This window comes from Pseudoalteromonas sp. B131b, from assembly GCF_037162545.1.
Lineage (GTDB): Bacteria > Pseudomonadota > Gammaproteobacteria > Enterobacterales > Alteromonadaceae > Pseudoalteromonas > Pseudoalteromonas fuliginea.
The window spans coordinates 2,992,520-3,011,770 of record NZ_JARLUZ010000001.1; the positions used below are offsets into that span (position 1 = coordinate 2,992,520).

12 protein-coding genes and 2 pseudogenes are annotated in these 19,251 nt (G+C 38.5%); 8 read left to right on the top strand and 6 right to left on the bottom strand.

From position 1 onward, the window contains the following. Window positions 1-126 precede the first annotated feature (126 nt). Window positions 127-1,524: an asparagine--tRNA ligase gene (gene asnS / locus P4S65_RS13820; RefSeq protein ID WP_002961230.1), complete on the top strand. Its 1,398-nt coding sequence runs from the start codon at window positions 127-129 to the stop codon at window positions 1,522-1,524. 139 nt (window positions 1,525-1,663) lie between these two features. On the opposite strand, the gene P4S65_RS13825 is transcribed toward asnS, so the two are convergent. Together P4S65_RS13825 and P4S65_RS13830 are read right to left on the bottom strand one after the other, a co-directional pair. After that, window positions 1,664-2,590, bottom strand: a complete 927-nt coding sequence (locus P4S65_RS13825; protein WP_337120398.1) for an electron transfer flavoprotein subunit alpha/FixB family protein — start codon at window positions 2,588-2,590, stop codon at window positions 1,664-1,666. After that, entirely contained in the window at window positions 2,591-3,340 is a 750-nt protein-coding gene (locus tag P4S65_RS13830; protein WP_337120399.1) for an electron transfer flavoprotein subunit beta/FixA family protein, read from the bottom strand. It lies immediately after the preceding gene. Window positions 3,341-3,561: 221 nt separating this feature from the next. On the opposite strand from P4S65_RS13830, the gene P4S65_RS13835 reads away from it, so the two are divergent. The 6 genes from P4S65_RS13835 (at window position 3,562) to P4S65_RS13860 (ending at window position 10,546) form a co-directional block, all read left to right on the top strand. Further along, a complete protein-coding gene (locus tag P4S65_RS13835) occupies window positions 3,562-5,208 on the top strand; it encodes an electron transfer flavoprotein-ubiquinone oxidoreductase (protein WP_337120400.1) in 1,647 nt (548 codons plus the stop codon). Window positions 5,209-5,340: 132 nt separating this feature from the next. Next, window positions 5,341-5,805 carry an acyl-CoA thioesterase gene (locus P4S65_RS13840; RefSeq protein WP_007375777.1) on the top strand — a complete coding sequence of 155 codons (465 nt, stop codon included), beginning with the start codon at window positions 5,341-5,343 and terminating at the stop codon, window positions 5,803-5,805. A 269-nt stretch (window positions 5,806-6,074) separates the two neighbouring features. Next, complete coding sequence (locus P4S65_RS13845; RefSeq protein ID WP_008133741.1) at window positions 6,075-6,644, top strand: outer membrane beta-barrel protein; 570 nt, start codon at window positions 6,075-6,077, stop codon at window positions 6,642-6,644. A gap of 177 nt (window positions 6,645-6,821) precedes the next feature. After that, window positions 6,822-7,526 carry a tRNA (N6-threonylcarbamoyladenosine(37)-N6)-methyltransferase TrmO gene (tsaA, locus tag P4S65_RS13850; RefSeq protein ID WP_033031846.1) on the top strand — a complete coding sequence of 235 codons (705 nt, stop codon included), beginning with the start codon at window positions 6,822-6,824 and terminating at the stop codon, window positions 7,524-7,526. An 89-nt stretch (window positions 7,527-7,615) separates the two neighbouring features. Then, a complete protein-coding gene (locus P4S65_RS13855; RefSeq protein ID WP_337120401.1) occupies window positions 7,616-9,340 on the top strand; it encodes a proline--tRNA ligase in 1,725 nt (574 codons plus the stop codon). Window positions 9,341-9,700: 360 nt separating this feature from the next. Further along, complete coding sequence (locus P4S65_RS13860; protein ID WP_337120402.1) at window positions 9,701-10,546, top strand: UDP-2,3-diacylglucosamine diphosphatase; 846 nt, start codon at window positions 9,701-9,703, stop codon at window positions 10,544-10,546. 29 nt (window positions 10,547-10,575) lie between these two features. Here the strand turns inward: P4S65_RS13860 and P4S65_RS13865 are convergent, their stop codons facing one another. The 4 genes and pseudogenes from P4S65_RS13865 to P4S65_RS13880 all read right to left on the bottom strand — a co-directional run bounded on the left by P4S65_RS13865 (window position 10,576) and on the right by P4S65_RS13880 (window position 17,451). Continuing rightward, window positions 10,576-13,578 carry an ATP-binding protein gene (locus P4S65_RS13865; protein WP_337120403.1) on the bottom strand — a complete coding sequence of 1,001 codons (3,003 nt, stop codon included), beginning with the start codon at window positions 13,576-13,578 and terminating at the stop codon, window positions 10,576-10,578. Window positions 13,579-14,654: 1,076 nt separating this feature from the next. Continuing rightward, window positions 14,655-15,863: an ABC transporter permease gene (locus tag P4S65_RS13870; RefSeq protein WP_096793171.1), complete on the bottom strand. Its 1,209-nt coding sequence runs from the start codon at window positions 15,861-15,863 to the stop codon at window positions 14,655-14,657. Beyond that, a pseudogene (locus P4S65_RS13875) lies at window positions 15,856-16,643 on the bottom strand (ABC transporter ATP-binding protein). Before P4S65_RS13875 ends, P4S65_RS13870 begins: the two are co-directional and overlap by 8 nt. Next, a pseudogene (locus P4S65_RS13880) lies at window positions 16,640-17,451 on the bottom strand (DUF3025 domain-containing protein). Before P4S65_RS13880 ends, P4S65_RS13875 begins: the two co-directional pseudogenes overlap by 4 nt. 113 nt (window positions 17,452-17,564) lie before the next feature. On the opposite strand from P4S65_RS13880, the gene P4S65_RS13885 reads away from it, so the two are divergent. Further along, the gene (locus tag P4S65_RS13885; protein ID WP_033028365.1) at window positions 17,565-19,190 is read left to right on the top strand and encodes a M28 family metallopeptidase; all 1,626 of its coding nucleotides are present in this window, start codon (window positions 17,565-17,567) and stop codon (window positions 19,188-19,190) included. Window positions 19,191-19,251 lie beyond the last annotated feature (61 nt).

Below are 19,251 nucleotides of genomic sequence, written 5' to 3' on the forward strand. Positions count from 1 at the left end.
TTTTTATTTAACTTTACTAGGTAAGATACAGGGTTCAAGTGCAGCGCCGTTTATGTGCAATTTATGCCCGAGTGTTGCGCACAGTTAAAATAAAATAGTTAGGCAACTTATATCATTGGAGTGAAGATGAGCCATTTAGCGATTTCAGAGCTATTAAAAGGCAATGTTGCGGTAGACAGCCAAGTAACAATTAAGGGCTGGATCCGTACTCGCCGCGATTCAAAAGCAGGAATTTCATTTTTAGCCGTTCATGACGGTTCGTGTTTTGATCCTATTCAAGCGGTAGTTCCTAATTCACTGAATAATTATGATGAAGTTACTAGCTTAACAGCCGGTTGTTCTGTGTCGGTTACTGGTGTTTTAGTACAATCTGCTGGCCAAGGTCAATCTTACGAAATTCAAGCTAACTCAGTGACTGTGTTAGGTTGGGTAGAAAACCCAGATTCATACCCAATGTCGGCAAAACGCCACAGCATTGAGTACTTACGTGAGCACGCTCACCTTCGCCCTCGTACAAATATGATTGGCGCGGTAACTCGTGTACGTAACTGTTTAGCACAAGCTATTCACCGTTTTTACCACGAGCAAGGCTTTTACTGGATCAGCACGCCAATTATTACGGCAAGTGACTGTGAAGGCGCTGGCGAAATGTTCCGTGTATCAACGCTTGATATGCAAAACTTACCACTTACAGACAAAGGCGATGTTGATTACAGCGAAGATTTCTTCGGTAAAGAAGCATTCCTTACTGTATCTGGTCAGTTAAATGGCGAAACTTACGCGTCTGCAATGTCAAAAATTTATACATTTGGCCCTACATTCCGCGCAGAAAATTCAAATACATCTCGCCACCTTGCAGAATTTTGGATGGTAGAGCCAGAAGTTGCGTTTGCTGATTTAGAAGATATAGCAAAACTGGCTGAAAACATGCTTAAGTATGTGTTTAAAGCGGTACTTGAAGAGCGCCGTGATGACATGGAATTTTTTGCACAACGTGTAGAAAAAACCGCAATTACGCGTTTAGAAGAATTTGTAGATAAAGACTTTGCACAAGTTGACTACACAGACGCTGTAGAAATCCTTAAAAACTGTGGCAAAAAGTTTGAGTACGCTGTTGAATGGGGCGTAGATTTACAGTCTGAGCACGAGCGTTACTTAGCTGAAGAGCACTTTAAAGCACCGGTAGTTATTAAAAACTACCCACGTGATATTAAAGCATTCTACATGCGCCAAAACGAAGACGGTAAAACCGTTGCCGCAATGGACGTTGTAGCACCTGGTATTGGTGAGATCATTGGCGGTTCACAACGTGAAGAACGCCTTGATGTGCTTGATGCACGCTTAGAAGAAATGGGCTTAAACAAAGAAGATTACAGCTGGTACCGCGATTTACGTAAATACGGTAGCGTGCCACATTCAGGCTTTGGTTTAGGCTTTGAACGCTTAGTTGCTTATGTAACAGGTATGGGTAACGTACGTGACGTTATTGCCTTCCCTCGTACTAAAGGCAGCGCAACTTACTAATATTTAGTAAGATGTTTATAAATACTAAAAACCAGCCAATTGGCTGGTTTTTTTGTGTCTTTAATTTACCGAATAAAAAAGTCGCAGCACTCAAAGAGCACCACGGCTTTCAACCAGAATAAGTTTGTTTATTTGAAGGCTATAAAGCACTCTCTAACTGTGGCAGTACTTCAAACAAATCAGCCACTAAACCGTAGTCAGCTACCTGAAAAATAGGTGCGTCTGGGTCTTTATTAATCGCGACAATTACTTTTGAGTCTTTCATACCGGCTAAATGCTGAATAGCACCGCTGATACCTACTGCAATATATAAGTTAGGCGCTACAATTTTCCCTGTTTGCCCTACTTGCATGTCGTTAGGTACAAAGCCCGCATCAACTGCTGCACGCGATGCACCAATAGCTGCACCTAGTTTATCGGCAATACCATTAAGTAATGCAAAGTTTTCGCCGTTTTGCATACCGCGACCACCCGATATGACCACACTAGCTGCTGTAAGCTCAGGGCGTTCTGATTCTGTTTGCTCAACACTTACAAAGCTGCTTAATTGTGAATCTGATACTGTATCAATACTTGTTAGGGCTACAGCTGATTGCTCACCTTGTAAATCAAAGCTACTGGCACGTACGGTAATTACTTTTTTACTGTCGAGTGATTTAACCGTGGCGATTGCATTACCTGCATAAATTGGACGTTTAAATGTATCGGCGTCCACTACTGCGATAATTTCAGAAATTTGCGCAACATCTAATAGCGCGGCAACACGTGGCATAAAGTTTTTGCCCGTTGTAGTAGCACTTGCAACAATGTGGCTGTAGTTGTCGCTAATTGATAAAACTAAATCGCTCATGCTCTCAGCTAACTGATGTTCATAAACGCTATTATCAGCAACTAAAACATTAGCTACGCCATCAATGCTGGCCACTTGTGAGCTCATTGCGCTTAAGTTGTTACCTGCAATTAGTACATCAATAGGAAAACCCATTTTTACCGCGGCGTTAATAGTTTTTGAGGTTTCTGGTTTTAAGGCACCGTTGTCATGCTCTGCAATTACGAGTGTTTTCATTTAAATCACCTTTGCCTCTGTTTTTAATTTTTCTACAAGCTGCGCAACGTCTTCAACAATAATTCCTGCGGTGCGTTTAGCTGGCTCTTCTACACTTATTAATTGCATACGCGGTGTTAAATCAACACCAAGCGAATCTGCTGCTATTACTTCAAGCGGCTTACGTTTGGCTTTCATAATATTTGGCAGTGATGCATAGCGAGGCTCATTCAAGCGTAAATCAGTTGTAACAACCGCCGGTAAATTAAGTGCTACCGTTTGCAGCCCGCCATCAACTTCGCGAGTTACGTTTACTTTGCCATTTTTAATAACAACTTTTGATGCAAATGTACCCTGCCCGCGATTAGTTAATGCAGCAAGCATTTGACCTGTTTGATTATTATCTGAGTCAATTGACTGCTTACCTAAAATGACAAGTTCAGGCGTTTCTTGCTCTACAATTTTAGCGAGTAACTTTGCAATATGAAGTGACTCGAGCTTTTCATCGGTTTCGATGTGAATGGCTTTGTCAGCGCCCAATGCTAATGCTGTACGTAATTGTTCTTGCGATGCTTTAGGGCCAATAGTTACGGCAACCACTTCACTGGCTGTGCCGGCTTCTTTGAGGCGAATTGCTTCTTCTATGGCAATCTCACAAAACGGGTTCATTGCCATTTTTACGTTGGTTAAATCAACGTCGCTGTTATCACTTTTAACGCGTGCTTTTACGTTGTAATCAATCACTCTTTTTATTGGTACGAGAACTTTCATAGGAACTCCATAATTATTTAAACCTACAAGGTAACGTGCACGTCAACCTATTTATTTTATGAAATTAGACTACTTCCTGTTGACGTAAACGTCAACCTAAAATAACCTTTAACTATTCACAGTCTGTAACGTTTAATTTGCAAGGTTAAAAATAGGCTGTACACCTTATTTAAATGCGTAGTAAACATTCAAATAAGTCCGTCATAGATAAAGAGGTTATTATGGTCGAACGTGAAACCATGGAATTTGATGTAGTAATTGTTGGTGCAGGCCCTGCTGGGCTTTCAAGTGCAATTAAACTCGCGCAATTAGCACAAGAAAAACAACAAGAGTGCATGATTTGCATAGTCGAAAAAGGTTCGGAAGTAGGTGCACATGTACTCTCTGGGGCTATTTTTGAAACCAAAGCTTTGGATGAACTACTACCTAATTGGCAAGAGCTTGGCGCACCGGTTACAACCAAAGTAACTAACGATGAAATTTATTGGTTTAACAACGAGCAAAAAGCGACATCAATCCCCCACTTTGCTACACCAAAAACATTTCATAATGATGGTAACTACATTGTATCTATGGGTAACGTGTGTCGATGGCTTGCAGAGCAAGCTGAAAACTTAGGCGTCGAGATTTTTCCAGGATTTAGCGCACACTCTTTAATAATTGAAGATAAAGCAGTAAAAGGGATTATTACTGGCGATATGGGTGTCGACAAAGAAGGGAATGAAAAAGACGGTTACATGCCAGGCATGGAGCTTCGTGCAAAATACACTATTTTTGCCGAAGGTTGCCGAGGTAATTTAGGTAAACAACTAATCAATGAGTTTGCACTTGATGCGGATTCATCGCCGCAGCATTACGGTTTAGGCTTTAAAGAAATCTGGCAAATAGATGAAAGTAAACATGAGCTTGGCAAGGTAGTTCATGGTACAGGTTGGCCACTTAGCGGCGATACTAATGGTGGTGCATTTATGTATCACAGTGAAAACAATCAAGTTGTTGTTGGTTTAATTGTTGATTTAAATTACTCAAACCCACATTTGAGTCCGTTTGATGAGTTTCAGCGAATGAAACACCATCCAGTTTTTAAAAACGTACTTGAAGGCGCTGAACGTATTGCTTACGGTGCGCGTGCTATTGCTAAAGGTGGCTTGCATTCATTACCAAAAATGCATTTTGCTGGTGGTTTACTTGTAGGGTGCGATGCAGGCACACTTAATTTTGCAAAAATTAAAGGTAATCACACAGCAATGAAATCGGGAATGATTGCCGCTGAGGTTATTTTCGAAGCGCTGCAAAATGAGTTAGCAAATACCGATTTAACTAAATACCAGACAGCGTTTGAGCAATCGTGGGCATATAAAGAGCTATATCAATCTCGTAACTTTGGCCCTGCAATGCACAAACTTGGTAAGTTTATAGGTGGTGCGTATAACACGCTTGATCAAAATATTTTTAATGGCGGTTTACCGTTTACATTTAAAGATAATACGCCCGATCACTCTACCCTTGTTGATGCAAAAGCTGCTGACAAAATTGCGTATCCAAAACCAGATGGACAACTTAGCTTTGATAAACTCTCAAGTGTGTTTTTATCAAATACTAACCACGAAGAATCACAGCCGTGTCATTTAAAGCTTAAAGATGCGTCAATTCCTATTAACGTAAACCTAGTTAAATTTGATGAACCCGCACAACGTTATTGTCCTGCTGGCGTTTACGAAGTACAAGAAATAGCAGGCAATAAAGTGTTTGTTATTAATGCCCAAAACTGTGTGCACTGTAAAACTTGCGATATTAAAGACCCCAGCCAAAACATTACGTGGGTAACACCTGAAGGCGCTGGTGGACCAAATTACCCTAATATGTAACTAAATTATGCGTCGTATAGTTATATAACTACGTTTTTTACATATAAATTATAAACATATCCTAAATTGCAGGGGCTTCGGCCCCTTTTTTGCGCTATGCTCATATGCAGTATTAATAAATGAGTAATATCTATGCCGTCGTCAAAAGTTGTTTTTCGTTTTTTAGCAGAGCCTACCGATGTAAATTTTGGTGGTAAAGTTCATGGTGGAGTCGTCATGAAGTGGATTGACCAAGCTGGTTATGCATGTGCAGCTGGCTGGAGTGGTCATTATTGTGTGACTGTGTCAGTTGCTGGGGTTAAATTTAGACGTCCAATATTAGTAGGGCAAATTGTCGAAGTAGAAGCTAAAATAGCGCATACCGGTAAAACAAGTATGCAGATATTTATTCAAGTACGTTGTGGCGATCCAAAGACACAAAATATGGTTGAAACAAATCACTGTGTTATAAGTTTTGTCGCAATGGATGAAACGGGTTATCCAGTAGAAGTGCCTGAATTTAAAGCTGTGACAGACGAAGATTTAAAATTAGAAAACTACGCTATTAAAATGAAAGAAATAGCAATTGAAACTGAAAACTTGTTACACAATGTATAACTTTTAGCTGTTCTGTAAATTCAAAATGTAGCTGTGTAAAAAACTCATGTTGTTTTGTAAAACGTACAAAACTGCTTAGAAAACAAATCACTACAAAAGCTCGCATTGCTTAAAAACCAAACAACCCCTTGCGATAACCAGTACTAAAGTAGGTATTATGAGGGGTTTTTACTTGTTTTTAAAATTGGCATGTTCACTGCACTTATTAAATTGAAGTTTGATTGACTTAATCGAACATTAATTTTTAATTTGTAAAGGAGCTATTCACAATGATTAAAACACTTTCTCTTTCTGCACTTGCATTAGCAACACTGGGTTTTAACACAGCAGCACACGCTGATATTTCTGATTTTGATTCTCCACGTATTTATACTGGTATCGGTTACGGTCAATATTCTTTTGAATTTGAAGACAGTGATAACGACACTGACTTTGACGACGATGCACAAATGCTCAAAGGGTATGTTGGTACTCAATTTAACGAGTACTTAAGCTTAGAGCTTGCTTACCAAAACTTTGATGAAGTTAGTGACATAGACAGTAAAGCTGAGATTGATGGCGTATCACTTGCCGCACGCCTAGGGCTTCCTCTATCTGAAAGCTTCACTGTATACGCAAAAGGTGGTTGGCTTGAATGGGACGCAGACTACACACAAGACCTACCAGTAGGAAGTATATCAACTTCTACTGATGGTGGAGATGCGTTTTACGGTGCAGGTATTGAATATGCGCTTACAACAAATGTTCAATTTCGTTTAGAGTATGAACGTTACAAACTTGACGATGATATTGATCCAGACATGGATGTAGCGTCTGTATCAGTTCAATACATGTTTTAATGAGTCTTTAACATGTATTAAAAGGGTAAGCTTAAGAGCTTACCCTTTTTTGTTTTAGGCCTGCTAATTTTCATCATATAAACCAAGCAGTCTATAAATAATAAACTTATTCACATTAATGCCATAGTCGCTAAATAAAGGTAGAATAGCGCTCTATTTTATTTGTATCCGAGTACTATGAGCGATTATACCATTTCGGCTATTGGCCACATTGAATCTCCTTATAAACAAAAGTTTGCTATACCTAGGCAGCCTCGTTTAGTGCCACAAGCCAAGGCAAAACTTATTTTTGCACCTGATTTTAATCGCGAAGAGTTTGTACGTGGTTTAGATGAATTTACTCATATTTGGTTATTATTTCGTTTTCATGAAACGGCCGATAAAGGTTATTCTGCCATGGTTCGCCCACCTCGTTTAGGTGGGAATGAGCGAAAAGGTGTATTTGCTACACGCGCTACATTTAGACCAAACGCGATTGGTATGAGCGCAGTAAAGCTCGAAGGTATTGAGTATAAAAACGGACAACTTAGTTTATTACTCGCTGGCATTGATTTACTTGATGGCACACCCATTATCGATATTAAACCGTACTTACCTTATTCAGATGCTATGTTTGACGCCAGTGCTGGCTTTGCAGATACACGCCCAGAAACACAAATGACGGTCGAATTTAGCCCTCAGGCAATTGAGTTTGTTAATGCGCAAACACAGTACCCAGATTTACATGATTTTATAGCTAATGTTTTAAAACAAGATCCCCGCCCTGCCTATAAAAAACAAAAAGATGGCGAGCAAAGCTACGGTATGACTTTGTACAATTATAATATTCGCTGGCAAGTCAATGGCGAGCATAACCTAGTAACAAGCATAGAAAAAAACTAAATAACTCACTTAGCGCTTTAGTGTAAAAGCATCCGCTGTTAAACTTAAGCTCTATTAAAAGAACATAATTACTCTATTTCGGAAAAAACATGCGTACAAGCCAATATATACTCGCAACACTTAAAGAAACGCCATCAGATGCTGAAATCGTATCGCATCAGTTAATGCTTAGAGCCGGTATGATCCGTCGCGTCGCTTCGGGTTTATACACTTGGTTACCCTCTGGTTTACGTGTACTACGTAAAGTAGAAAACATTGTACGCGAAGAGATGGACAAAGCTGGCGCCATTGAAATGCTAATGCCAGTTATTCAACCGGCTGATTTGTGGGAAGAGTCTGGTCGTTGGAATGAGTTTGGTCCTGAGCTAATGCGCTTTACTGATCGTCATAATCGTACATTTGCACTTGGACCAACGCACGAGGAAGTGATTACTGATTTCGTTCGTAAAGAAATTAATAGCTATAAACAGTTACCAGTTACTTTATACCAAGTACAAACTAAAGTACGCGACGAACGCCGTCCTCGCTTTGGTGTGATGCGTGCTCGTGAATTTACAATGAAGGATGCCTACTCTTTTCACCTAAGTGAAGAATGTTTAGATGCAACATATCAAGCGATGCACAAGGCATATTGTAATATTTTTGAGCGCTTAGGCCTTGATTACCGTCCTGTTATCGCAGATACAGGCTCTATCGGCGGAAGCGTATCGCATGAGTTTCATGTACTTGCTGAATCAGGTGAAGATGCCATTGCATTTAGTGATGGCAGTGACTACGCCGCTAATATTGAAAAAGCAGAGGCGCTTGCACCAAACGATCCACGCCCTGAAGCATCAAAAGAGCTTAAAGCGTTTCCAACCCCTGACGCTAAAACTATTAGCGAGCTTAAAAAACACTACGGCGTTAAGCCACATCGCGGTGTTAAAACGTTAATTGTTTATGGTACGCCTGATGAAAACGAAGTACGTGGTCTTGTAGCCTTAGTACTGCGTGGCGATCACGAATTAAATGAACTAAAAGCTGAAAAGCACCCGTTAGTAGACTCTCCGCTAGAAATGGCAACAGAGGCAGATATTGTTGCTGCTATTGGTGCAAGACCTGGTTCACTTGGCCCGGTTGGCCTGTCGATGCCAATTATTGTTGATAGAACGGCTAACGTACTTGCTGATTTTGTTGCCGGTGCTAATAAAGATGACGAGCATTACAGCGGCATTAACTGGGATCGTGATGTAACTAATTATGAAGTTGCTGATATCCGTAATATTGTTGAAGGCGATATGAGCCCATGTGGCCAAGGCGTTTTACAAATTAAACGTGGTATTGAAGTTGGGCATATTTTCCAGCTTGGCACTAAATACTCACAAGCAATGAAAGCGGGCGTATTAAACGAAGACGGTAAAAACCAAACAATGACCATGGGTTGTTACGGTATTGGTGTTTCACGTATTGTTGCTGCTGCTATAGAGCAAAACAACGATCAATACGGGATCATTTGGCCAAAATCAATCGCGCCATTCGATTTAGCAATTGTGCCAATGAACATGCACAAATCGCATCGTATTCCTGATATTGCAAATGACCTTTACCAAGGTTTAAAAGATGCAGGTCTTGATGTGTTATTTGATGACCGTAAAGAGCGCCCTGGTGTTATGTTTAACGATATGGAACTCATTGGTGTGCCATTTACGCTAGTAATTGGTGAGCGCAACCTTGACGAAAACAAAGTTGAGCTTAAAAACCGCCGCACCGGTGAAAAGCTAATGATTGATATCGACACAGCAATTGATGCAATTAAAGCAGCCGTTAAAGGGTAAGCTAAAAATACTTATAAGTAATTTTAAAACCGCTTTTTAAAAGCGGTTTTTTTATACCTAAATTTTGTGTGTGTCATTTAGCTTTAGTATTACTATCGTATAATTGTCATTTTCATTCCCTAAAGTATTTAACCTGAACTCTGGATAATAAATCTATCTCGAGCAGCTATTTCCAGCGCTAACTGCGTTGAATTTACTTGCAATAGGCTCGCTATTGACGCGTAAATTCACCTTTTTTCACTGAAAATCTCTGGCTAGAGAAAATAAATTTAAATATCACCATGATTCAATACCTTAGTAAATATCTTAACCAGAGTTCAAGTTATTTAACTATTACACTCGATACTTTAGGGAATGAAAATGAGTAACGCTGCAAAGAGTAATAAACAACACTACCCTGCTATTTGGATATCTGATGTTCATTTAGGTTATAAAGACTGTAAAGCCGATTACTTACTCGATTTTTTAAACTCGGTAGAATCCGACACACTTTATTTAGTCGGTGATATTATCGATTTATGGTCAATGAAACGTCAGTTTTATTGGCACTCTTCACATTATCAAGTATTAAATTCTATACAACAAAAAGCAGCTAATGGGACACGCGTCATTTATATTCCCGGTAATCACGATGAGACGTTTCGTAACTACGTTGATCAAACTTTATTCGGTGTTGAGGTCCATCAGCAGTTTATTCACACCACTAAAGCTAATAAGCGATTCTTGCTAGTTCATGGTGATGAATTTGATATCGCAACTCGCTATAACAAACTCATTAGCATAGCTGGTGATGCCGGATACGACTTTTTATTATTTTTAAATCGTTGGATAAATCGTATACGTAAAGTATTTGGTGGGAATTACTACTCACTTGCCGCGTGGATCAAAGCGCGAGTACACAAAGCCCGTGAAGCTATTGAAGCCTTTGAGGATGCCGCTATCCGCGAAGCTAAAAAACAAAAAGTAGATGGTATTATTTGTGGGCATATTCATCACCCTAAAATAAAAGTGGATGATGGGATTATGTATTGCAACGATGGGGATTGGATTGAGAGCTGCACGGCACTTGTAGAGCAAAAAGATGGAAAAATTGAGTTATTACATTGGTCAGATACGCAAACCGTGCTCGACAGTGCTGATATTACAAAACTAGCTGCACCGATAGTCAGCTCAGTAGAAGCTAAACCAAAAAAATCAGCTGCATAGCAGCTGAACACTTACACAATGGATGTGATTCAGTTTAACCAAGTCAATAGCTTACTCTTTAGCGTTTGTGGCTTTATTGGCTTAGTAATATAATCGTTCATCCCTGCAGCTAAACAGCGCTCTCTGTCACCTTCCATCGCACTTGCTGTCATAGCAATAATTGGCACATACGAATATTCACTTCCCGCTTTACCACTTCTTATTGCGCTAGTAGTATCGTAACCGTTGAGATTTGGCATTTGACAATCCATTAAAATAATATCGAAGGTTTGACCCTCATGTAGTTTTAATACCTCTAATGCCTCTAAGCCATCTGATGCCGTGGTTATTTTTACTTTCGTATGTTTTAAAATAGCTTTAGCAACTTCAACGTTGATCATATTATCATCAACTAATAATACGTTAAAATTCGATAAGTCTGGCTCTATAGGTTCTTCAATTAAATGGTTAGCTGCTGCAACCACAAGTTCATTATTTGCGCCGAATAAACTCGCTAACTTGTAGCTAAACTGATCTTGGGTAAGTGGTTTATTTAAAATATGGCTATATTCGGCCACTATCGTAGACTGCTTGTTTACTACCATATCACGTAAAATCAGCACATATTTCTTATCATATTGATTACAAAAACTAATGAGGGCGTCAATTTGTGGATGCTCATCATCTATAATTAATAAGTCGGCATCAAATGCACTATGTCCACTAAAATAATCTAAGCGGACAATTTTATCCTTATCTATTTTACACGCATGTATTAGTAAATTTGTGACGTTGTTAAATACGTTATCACGCGCAATTAATGTTGCCACGTTAATTGATGTCGCTAATTCAATGCTGGTATTTAACTTTTTCTGCTGTGCAACATGCAACTCTACCGTAGCAATAAAAACACTGCCAATCCCTTTTTTACTAGTAACCGTAATATTGCCTCCCATCAACTGGGCTAACTTTTTGCAAATAGATAAACCTAAACCTGTTCCACCAAAGTGACGAGTCGTACTTGAATCCTCTTGTGTAAACACCTCGAATAATCTATCTAAATTTTCAGGAGCAATACCAATCCCGGTATCTTTGATCGTAAAACTCATTAACAGTTTAGAATTGGTGATGTACTTAGAGCCAATTGTTAAGCTAACCTCACCTTTGTGGGTAAACTTAAAGGCATTATTAACTAAGTTTATCAAAATTTGTTTTAAGCGGTGACTGTCACCAATCACCATCCGGTCGATAACGTCTTTTGTATCTAAAAAAACTTCAAGTCCTTTTCGTTGTCCTTGCAATGCTAAAGAAGTAATCATATCACTGCATACGGTGACAACATCAAAAGTATGATTATCAATATCGAGTTTTCCGGCTTCAATTTTAGAGAAGTCTAAGATGTCATTAATTAAGTTCATTAATGAATGTGCACTGCTGTTAGCTAATTTTAAATAATGATGCTGTTGCTCAGATAGCCCCTCCTCTTTTAACATTTCTAGCATGCCTAATACGCCGTTCATTGGGGTACGAATTTCATGAGAAATGTTAGCAACAAAGTCACTTTTTGCTTGGCTCGCTGCTAGGGCTTGATCTATAGCGCGTTCTAGTTCTATGGTTCTTTGGGATACTTTAAGCTCTAAAGTACTATTTAAACCTTCAAGTTCTGATTGTATGTTTTTCAGTGAAGTAATATTTCTTAAAATCGCAGCAACTTGATAGCGGTTGTTATACACATCAAAAATACTACTGAGTGTTATCGAATAAAATTGCTTGTTACCAAATGCATCAGTATAAATAGCTTCGAAGGGCATTTTTGCCCCATCAATTATAGTTTCTTCAATACAATTAATATCCGCTTTATTTAAGTTGAATAGTGAAATGAAATCGTTTTCTTTGTCCTCTAGAGCACTGCCAAATACATTTTTAGCCGTGTTATTAAAATGAACAATTTGTCCCGTTTCTTCAATTGTAAAAATAGCGTCCAAAGAATTTTCTATTACTTTGTTATTTTGCTCTTTCAATGAATGTATAAGTAATTTACGGTTTATGAATCTTTGATATATAGAGGTTATTATTAAAAATATGCTAAAAAACACTACGAGTAAAATAATGAAATTTTGTCGCCTTTCACTCACTTTCAATAATAAATCATGAGTATTTAAGCTAACAGCTAATTCAAGAGGGAGCATCGCGATATCTCCTTCAAAATAAATCCGTTTTTTTAAGTAGTATTGTTGAGGGTAACTATTTATTGGCAGTGTATTGCCAACAGACATTTCTTCGGCTTCATTAAATTCATCATCCCAAGTCCTACTTTGGTTAAACTCAAAGCCAAATCGTAAGTCAGTATCTGGATGGTATAAAAATTCACCTTCATTATTCATTAAGTAAATAGCAATGCCCCTTGGAGACTCTACAATTAAGCTTTTAAATAATTCGTCTGCAAAATAATTAGTGACTAGTACTGCAAACACTTGCTTATGTTCGTCGAAAACAGGTTTAGCAACTCGAAAAGTACTAATGTAAGGCTGCTGTATTTCGCCATTTTCTCGATTGTAATTTATAGGGGAAATGTAAACTGAATTTGCATCTAATATACTGGCTTTAATTACGTAGTCACGTTGTCCTTTTTGTTGTAATTGTTCTCCATCGAGCCTAACTAGGCTGCCGAGCTCAGTGCGATCGACCCTAACAACTTCTCGGCCACCGTCTGCTAGTGTAATATAACGTGCCTGTAATATGCTTTCGTCTGTGCGCATAAAACCCGAAAATATACTTGCTAAGCGCTCTTGCCAGACCGCAATTGGCGTACCCAATAGTGGATCTATCAATTTATGTTCTGAGGCGCGAGAAATACCTTGGATTGGTGGTGTAGCATCTAGAAATCGGATAGCAGTAACGCTGTCTTTAAAGTGCTTTTTTAAAGACAGCGTTTTTGTTTCTAATTCTCTTTTTAATTCAATTTGAGCCGTATTATAAACGTCACTTCTTACTTTTTTCTCAAATAAATAAAGCGAGGGTAATGAAATAACTATAAATGTTATTACAACCAAAAGTATCAGCTTGTTATTTTTTGTGCTTCTTAAAAAAATATTCTTTTTTAACATTTACTTTCGCCACTAAATTGAACTACTAAACAGTATAGAGTATTAAACAATTAAATATCCTAGCAACCAGAACTTACAGGCCTATAAGGGGTAATTTTCAATATTTAGCTTTTAGTTACTTAAAGATTGATAATCTGAGATGGCATCGTAAATCCATTTATGTATTTACCGTGCAATTATTTTATTAGTAACGGGTAACTATTTACGTATAGTTTTTTAGCATTACGCCCTGTTTATCATTCAAGATTGAAATTTGTTCCGTCAAGGGCCTATATCGCGGCGCATGGTTTATAACCTTTGGGCTAGCTAGCTGCCCCTGCGTTACCTTACTAACTTACATTAAGAATAAGTAAGATGTCTGCGGATTACTAACGCCCTTTACCGACTTCAATATAAGCGGCAAAGAATCAATAGCCATAAGGGAGAATGCAATTGGCAGCGTATGTTGGCATTTATGCTGCGCTATCGCCTATTTATAAATAATCCCTTATAAGTAACACCACATTATTTAGGCTGTATTTTGACTAAAGAACAGGTCTATTTTTGAAATTTCACCCACAAAAGTTCAACACGCCTAACCTAAATTAATAAACACTGAGGAAATTATAAGCATAGAGTACGTTAATACGTTCTGAACAGATCTGAACATTGGGAACTAATGACCATGAGAGCAACATTCGTAAACAGCTGTTTAAAAGATTTTTTATACCAATCCGCAATAATACTTGATCAATTTCAGGGATTAAATCTGACTTTAACTGCGTTAAAATTCCTGTTATACGACTGCATGGATGCAGGAGGTAGAGCAATTAGTGATAACAATTAAATAAAGAAGTTTTTGCTTTGTTATCAACATAATTTTCTTACTTAAAAATAGATCACGTAATTAAGGGTATTGGTATTATTGATGATTTCCATAATTAAAATCAACATATAAAAATAGCAGCTAAACGCTGCTATAAAACTTAAATATACGATTACTGGCTTTGGTAATAAATTACCAAAGCCAGGATAACTTTATATCATCTAAAAAGTACATCTTCGCGATTAAACCACTTAACGCAAAAGGCCAGTAGCCCTGCAGCAATGATTGCAGTGGCTAAAAATATTAAGCCTATGAATGTGTAATCAACAGTCCCTTTTACTATTTCTTTAATCGCTAAAGCCACGTTTGTAACTGGAATAAATGCTGTTTTAGCAGTGAGTTCCATATTTGGCATTATTGAAATAATAATCGGGAAAAATACGCCCATACTAAGTGGTGCCATATAGTTTTGCGCTTCTTTAAACGTGCGAGCATAGATAGATATAGCCAGAGCTAAGGCCGAAAATATAGCTGCAACCGGTAATAATAGTAAAAATATCATCAGTAAGTCGGTAACTGCTAATGTACTAAATGCCGCTTTAATAAAATCAAGATCGGCAAATGCGAGCGCCAGTGCTATCCAGCAGCCCATACTTAAGACCGTTATGGTTGTGGAGGCAATGGATGTAGTTAACAAGGTTATAAATTTACCAAGCACCAGCTCTGTACGCGTAATAGGTGTAAGTAGGAGTGTTTCTAGCGTGCCGCGTTCTTTTTCGCCAGCGCCTAAATCAATAGCGGGATAAGTTGCCCCCATCAATACTAATGGAATAAGTAAATAAGGTAAAAACCCGCCAATTTTTTCGCCAAGGTTTTCACGTTTATCGGCTGTATCCACTTTTATGACTTCAATCGGATTAAGAATAGATTTTTGAACAGACTCTTCAATACCAAAACTGATTAGCTTTTGAGTTTGCAGCACGTCACTGTATTCTTTTGCGAGTTCTTTAACGCGTTCGAATAAAAAGTTGATAGATTTTGAATCGTTAAAAACAACCTGCCACTGGCTTTGTTTTCCATCGTCCAATGTTTGCACAGCATGACTTGGTAAATAAATACCCATATCAATATCGCCAGCGATTACACCTGCTTTAAGCTCATCTATATTGTTAAAGGTTTTATCCCCTTTATAAAGCTCAAAACTTTTGTGATAAAACACTTTATCTGTAAACTCTTGTGCGTAGTCACCGTTGATAATCGCGTAAGTGTTTACTTTTTGCTCAGCGTCCATTGCAGCTTGCGAGCTTATAAATGCCATTACGGCAAACAATAACGGAAATATAGCAACAGGGAGCGCGACTACAAATAATAGCGTTTTTTTATCGCGTAATAACTCTCTTAATTCCTTTTTAAATACCTCAAACATCATGTTTCTCCGTTAATATATTCATAAACGCTTGGTTAAGCTCATCACTATTACCTGCTTGTTTAAACTCTTCTACTGTCCCGTCAAAACAGCTAATACCTTCGTTAATTACAGCGACACGGTCACATAAAAGTGCAACTTCATCTAGATGATGGGTTGAGAAAATAACAGGCGTCCCTTGCGCTTTTAAACCTTTGATAAATTTAATAACGGTTTGTGTTGTCATTATATCAAGGCCCGTTGTTGGCTCATCAAGTACCACAACTGCTGGGCGATGAACAACTGCACGCGCTATATTTGCTTTTTGCTTCATACCTGTTGAAAGGTTTTCTGCCCGTTTATCTACAAATTTGTGCATATCAAGCAATGTAAATAGCTCATCACAACGCGATGCTATATCGCTTTTGTTCATGCCATGAAGCTTTGCAAAATACTCTATGTTTTCTTTTACAGTTAAGCGGCCATACAACCCCGTAGAGCCTGATAAAAATCCAATAGACTTACGGCCCAGTAGCGGTTTTTTTACAATATCGTTTCCGGCAATCGTTATTGAGCCTTCATCGGGCTTTAACGCGGTTGAAATCATTCTAAGTGTCGTCGTTTTACCCGCACCATTTGGGCCGAGCAATCCAAGTACCTCACCTTTAGCGCAACTAAAACTAACGTCTCGTACTGAGTGAAAGTAGTCTTTATCTTCACGAGGATCGATGTCGTCTATTTTATTTTTTTGTGATCTTTAGTTAGCTTAAATTTCTTTTTAAGCCCAGCAACTTCTATCATGTTCGCATCCTTCGTTTCGATCTAAAATAATCTGTATTGTTGTAAAAAGAGTCGTCTTTGTTTTCGTCATGCCAGCCAGGCACACCTAATAAAGGCAGTGGTGAAAGCTTTTTGTTATCGGCTAAGCAGTTATCTGTATTAATCATCTCATAAAGGGCTTGGTCAAGGTACTGGTATTGAGTTACTAAATCTTTACAAAATATTTCATTAGGTACACAAACAAATAACGCTTTACCCGTTAAACCTATATAAGGCTTTGTTAGCATTTCATAATTAGCATGACCAAACATAAAAGGTTTTATTGTTTTACCCCACTCATGTCTGTGTTCAACGAATGCAGTTTTCCATTGGTGATCGCAAAGCCACTGCTGCCATTTACTCTCACTTATAGCTAATACAACGCCACATTCATCAAAAAGCGTTAGTGCATTACGATGCTTGGTACGCTGTTGCAGTCCATGCTCAGCTATATCTTGCACATGTCGATGGTTTATTAACGCTTTTGTTTTTGGAAATAAACACCATACAAACCCACCAAATAAGTCATGCCAATTTTCACTGCGTGTAGGTACAACACCCGTTTCAAAAATTACTTGCTCGTAATAGCGATCGCCAAACTCTACCTTTGCATCATCTTCAAAAGTAATAGGAATATTATTCTCATTTATAGCGGTTAAAAATGGAGAAAACCACTGCGGCGCCGGCCAATCTGTTAGTTCGTTAACTTTAAATAGCTCACATAAATGCGCAAATGCACCTGTTTCTAAACTACTGATTTGCCACTGCTCGGGGGAGTAAAACGCTTCATTTAAACCTTTAACAATTTATGCCTATAATTTACGAGAAGTTTACCGCAAAAACTGGTTCTGCTTAATAGAAGTTAATATACTAATCACAACTTAAAACAAAAAAAGAGCTGACATGAAACATTATTTCTCTCTCACACTCCTCGCTACGGCTGTTTTAGCAGGTTGCGCAACAACAAGTATTACCCCTACTGATGTGACAAATGGTTATAACAGTATTCAAGCTGATGAATTGGCTAAACATGTAAAAGTACTCGCATCGGATGAGTTTGGTGGCCGTGCTCCTTCATCACCTGGCGAAAAGCTAACGCTTGATTATTTAACTGCGCAGTTTAAAGCTTTAGGCTTAGAACCCGGTAATGGCGACAGTTACTTACAAGAAGTGCCATTGGTTTCTTTAGAAGCTGATTCGAATATGGTCCTTAGTATTGGTGGTAAAGACTATCAATATAAAAAAGACATGGTTATGGGTAGCAGCCGCATTAGCGCACAAGAAGGCATAGAAAATTCTGAACTCGTATTTGTGGGCTACGGCGTTAATGCACCTGAGTACAATTGGAATGACTACGAAGGGTTAGACGTTAAGGGCAAAACGGTTGTAATGCTGGTTAACGATCCGGGCTTTGCAACAAAAGACCCTGCTTTATTTACTGGCGACGCAATGACTTATTACGGTCGTTGGACATACAAATATGAAGAAGCAAGTCGACAAGGTGCAGCTGGCGCAATTATTATTCACGAAACAGCACCTGCGTCATACCCATGGTCAGTAGTTGAAAACTCTTGGAGTGGTGAGCAGTTTGGTTTTCAAAAAGAAAACAACAATATGGATCGTGTAGCTGTTGAAGGCTGGGTTACAACTGACGTAGCAAAAGAGCTTTTCACTAAAGCAGGTTTAGATTTTGATACCGTTAAAACAAATGCTGCTAAAGGTGCTTACCATGTTGATATGGGCGATTTAACTGCTTCTGTTAATGTTAAAAATACGATTAAAAAATCAGTGTCGTATAACTTTATTGCCACGTTACCAGGAAGCGAGCAACCAGATGAGCATGTTATTTACTCAGCTCACTGGGATCACTTAGGTACAGACAAAACACGTAAAGGCGATCAAATTTATAACGGTGCTCATGACAACGCAACGGGTACAGCTGGGCTAATTGAAGTAGCTGAAGCCTTTACTAAGTTACCTAAGCACCCTAGCCGTTCAATGACATTTTTAGCGGTAACTGCTGAAGAGCAAGGCTTACTTGGCTCTAAATACTATGCAGCAAACCCAGTGATTGCAGCGAATAAAACAGTCGCTAACATAAACATGGATAGCTTAAATTTATTAGGCAAAGTAAAAGACATGAATGTGGTTGGTATTGGTAAATCACAAATGGATGAGTTTTTAGCAACTGCAGCTAAAGAGCAAGGCAGAACAATATCAGGCGATCCTAAACCATCATCAGGTGGTTATTACCGCTCTGATCACTTTGCATTTGCTAACATGGGTATTCCAGCCATGTACGCCGGTGGCGGCACAGTAGCTGCTGATGAAGAAACGGCTAATTACCGTAAACGTATGAGCTTAGTACTTCGCGGTTGTTACCATCAACCATGTGATCGTTATAGAGATGAATGGGATTTATCGGGTGCTGTTCAAGACTTACAATTGTTTTATAAGGTAGGTTTTGATATTTCTGAGCAAGAGCAATGGCCAACGTGGAATACAAATTCAGAATTTCAACGTAAATAATATAAGTCGTGTTTACCATCAAAGGTTAAATTTACAGCAATGTGTTTTTTATTTTTAGGTT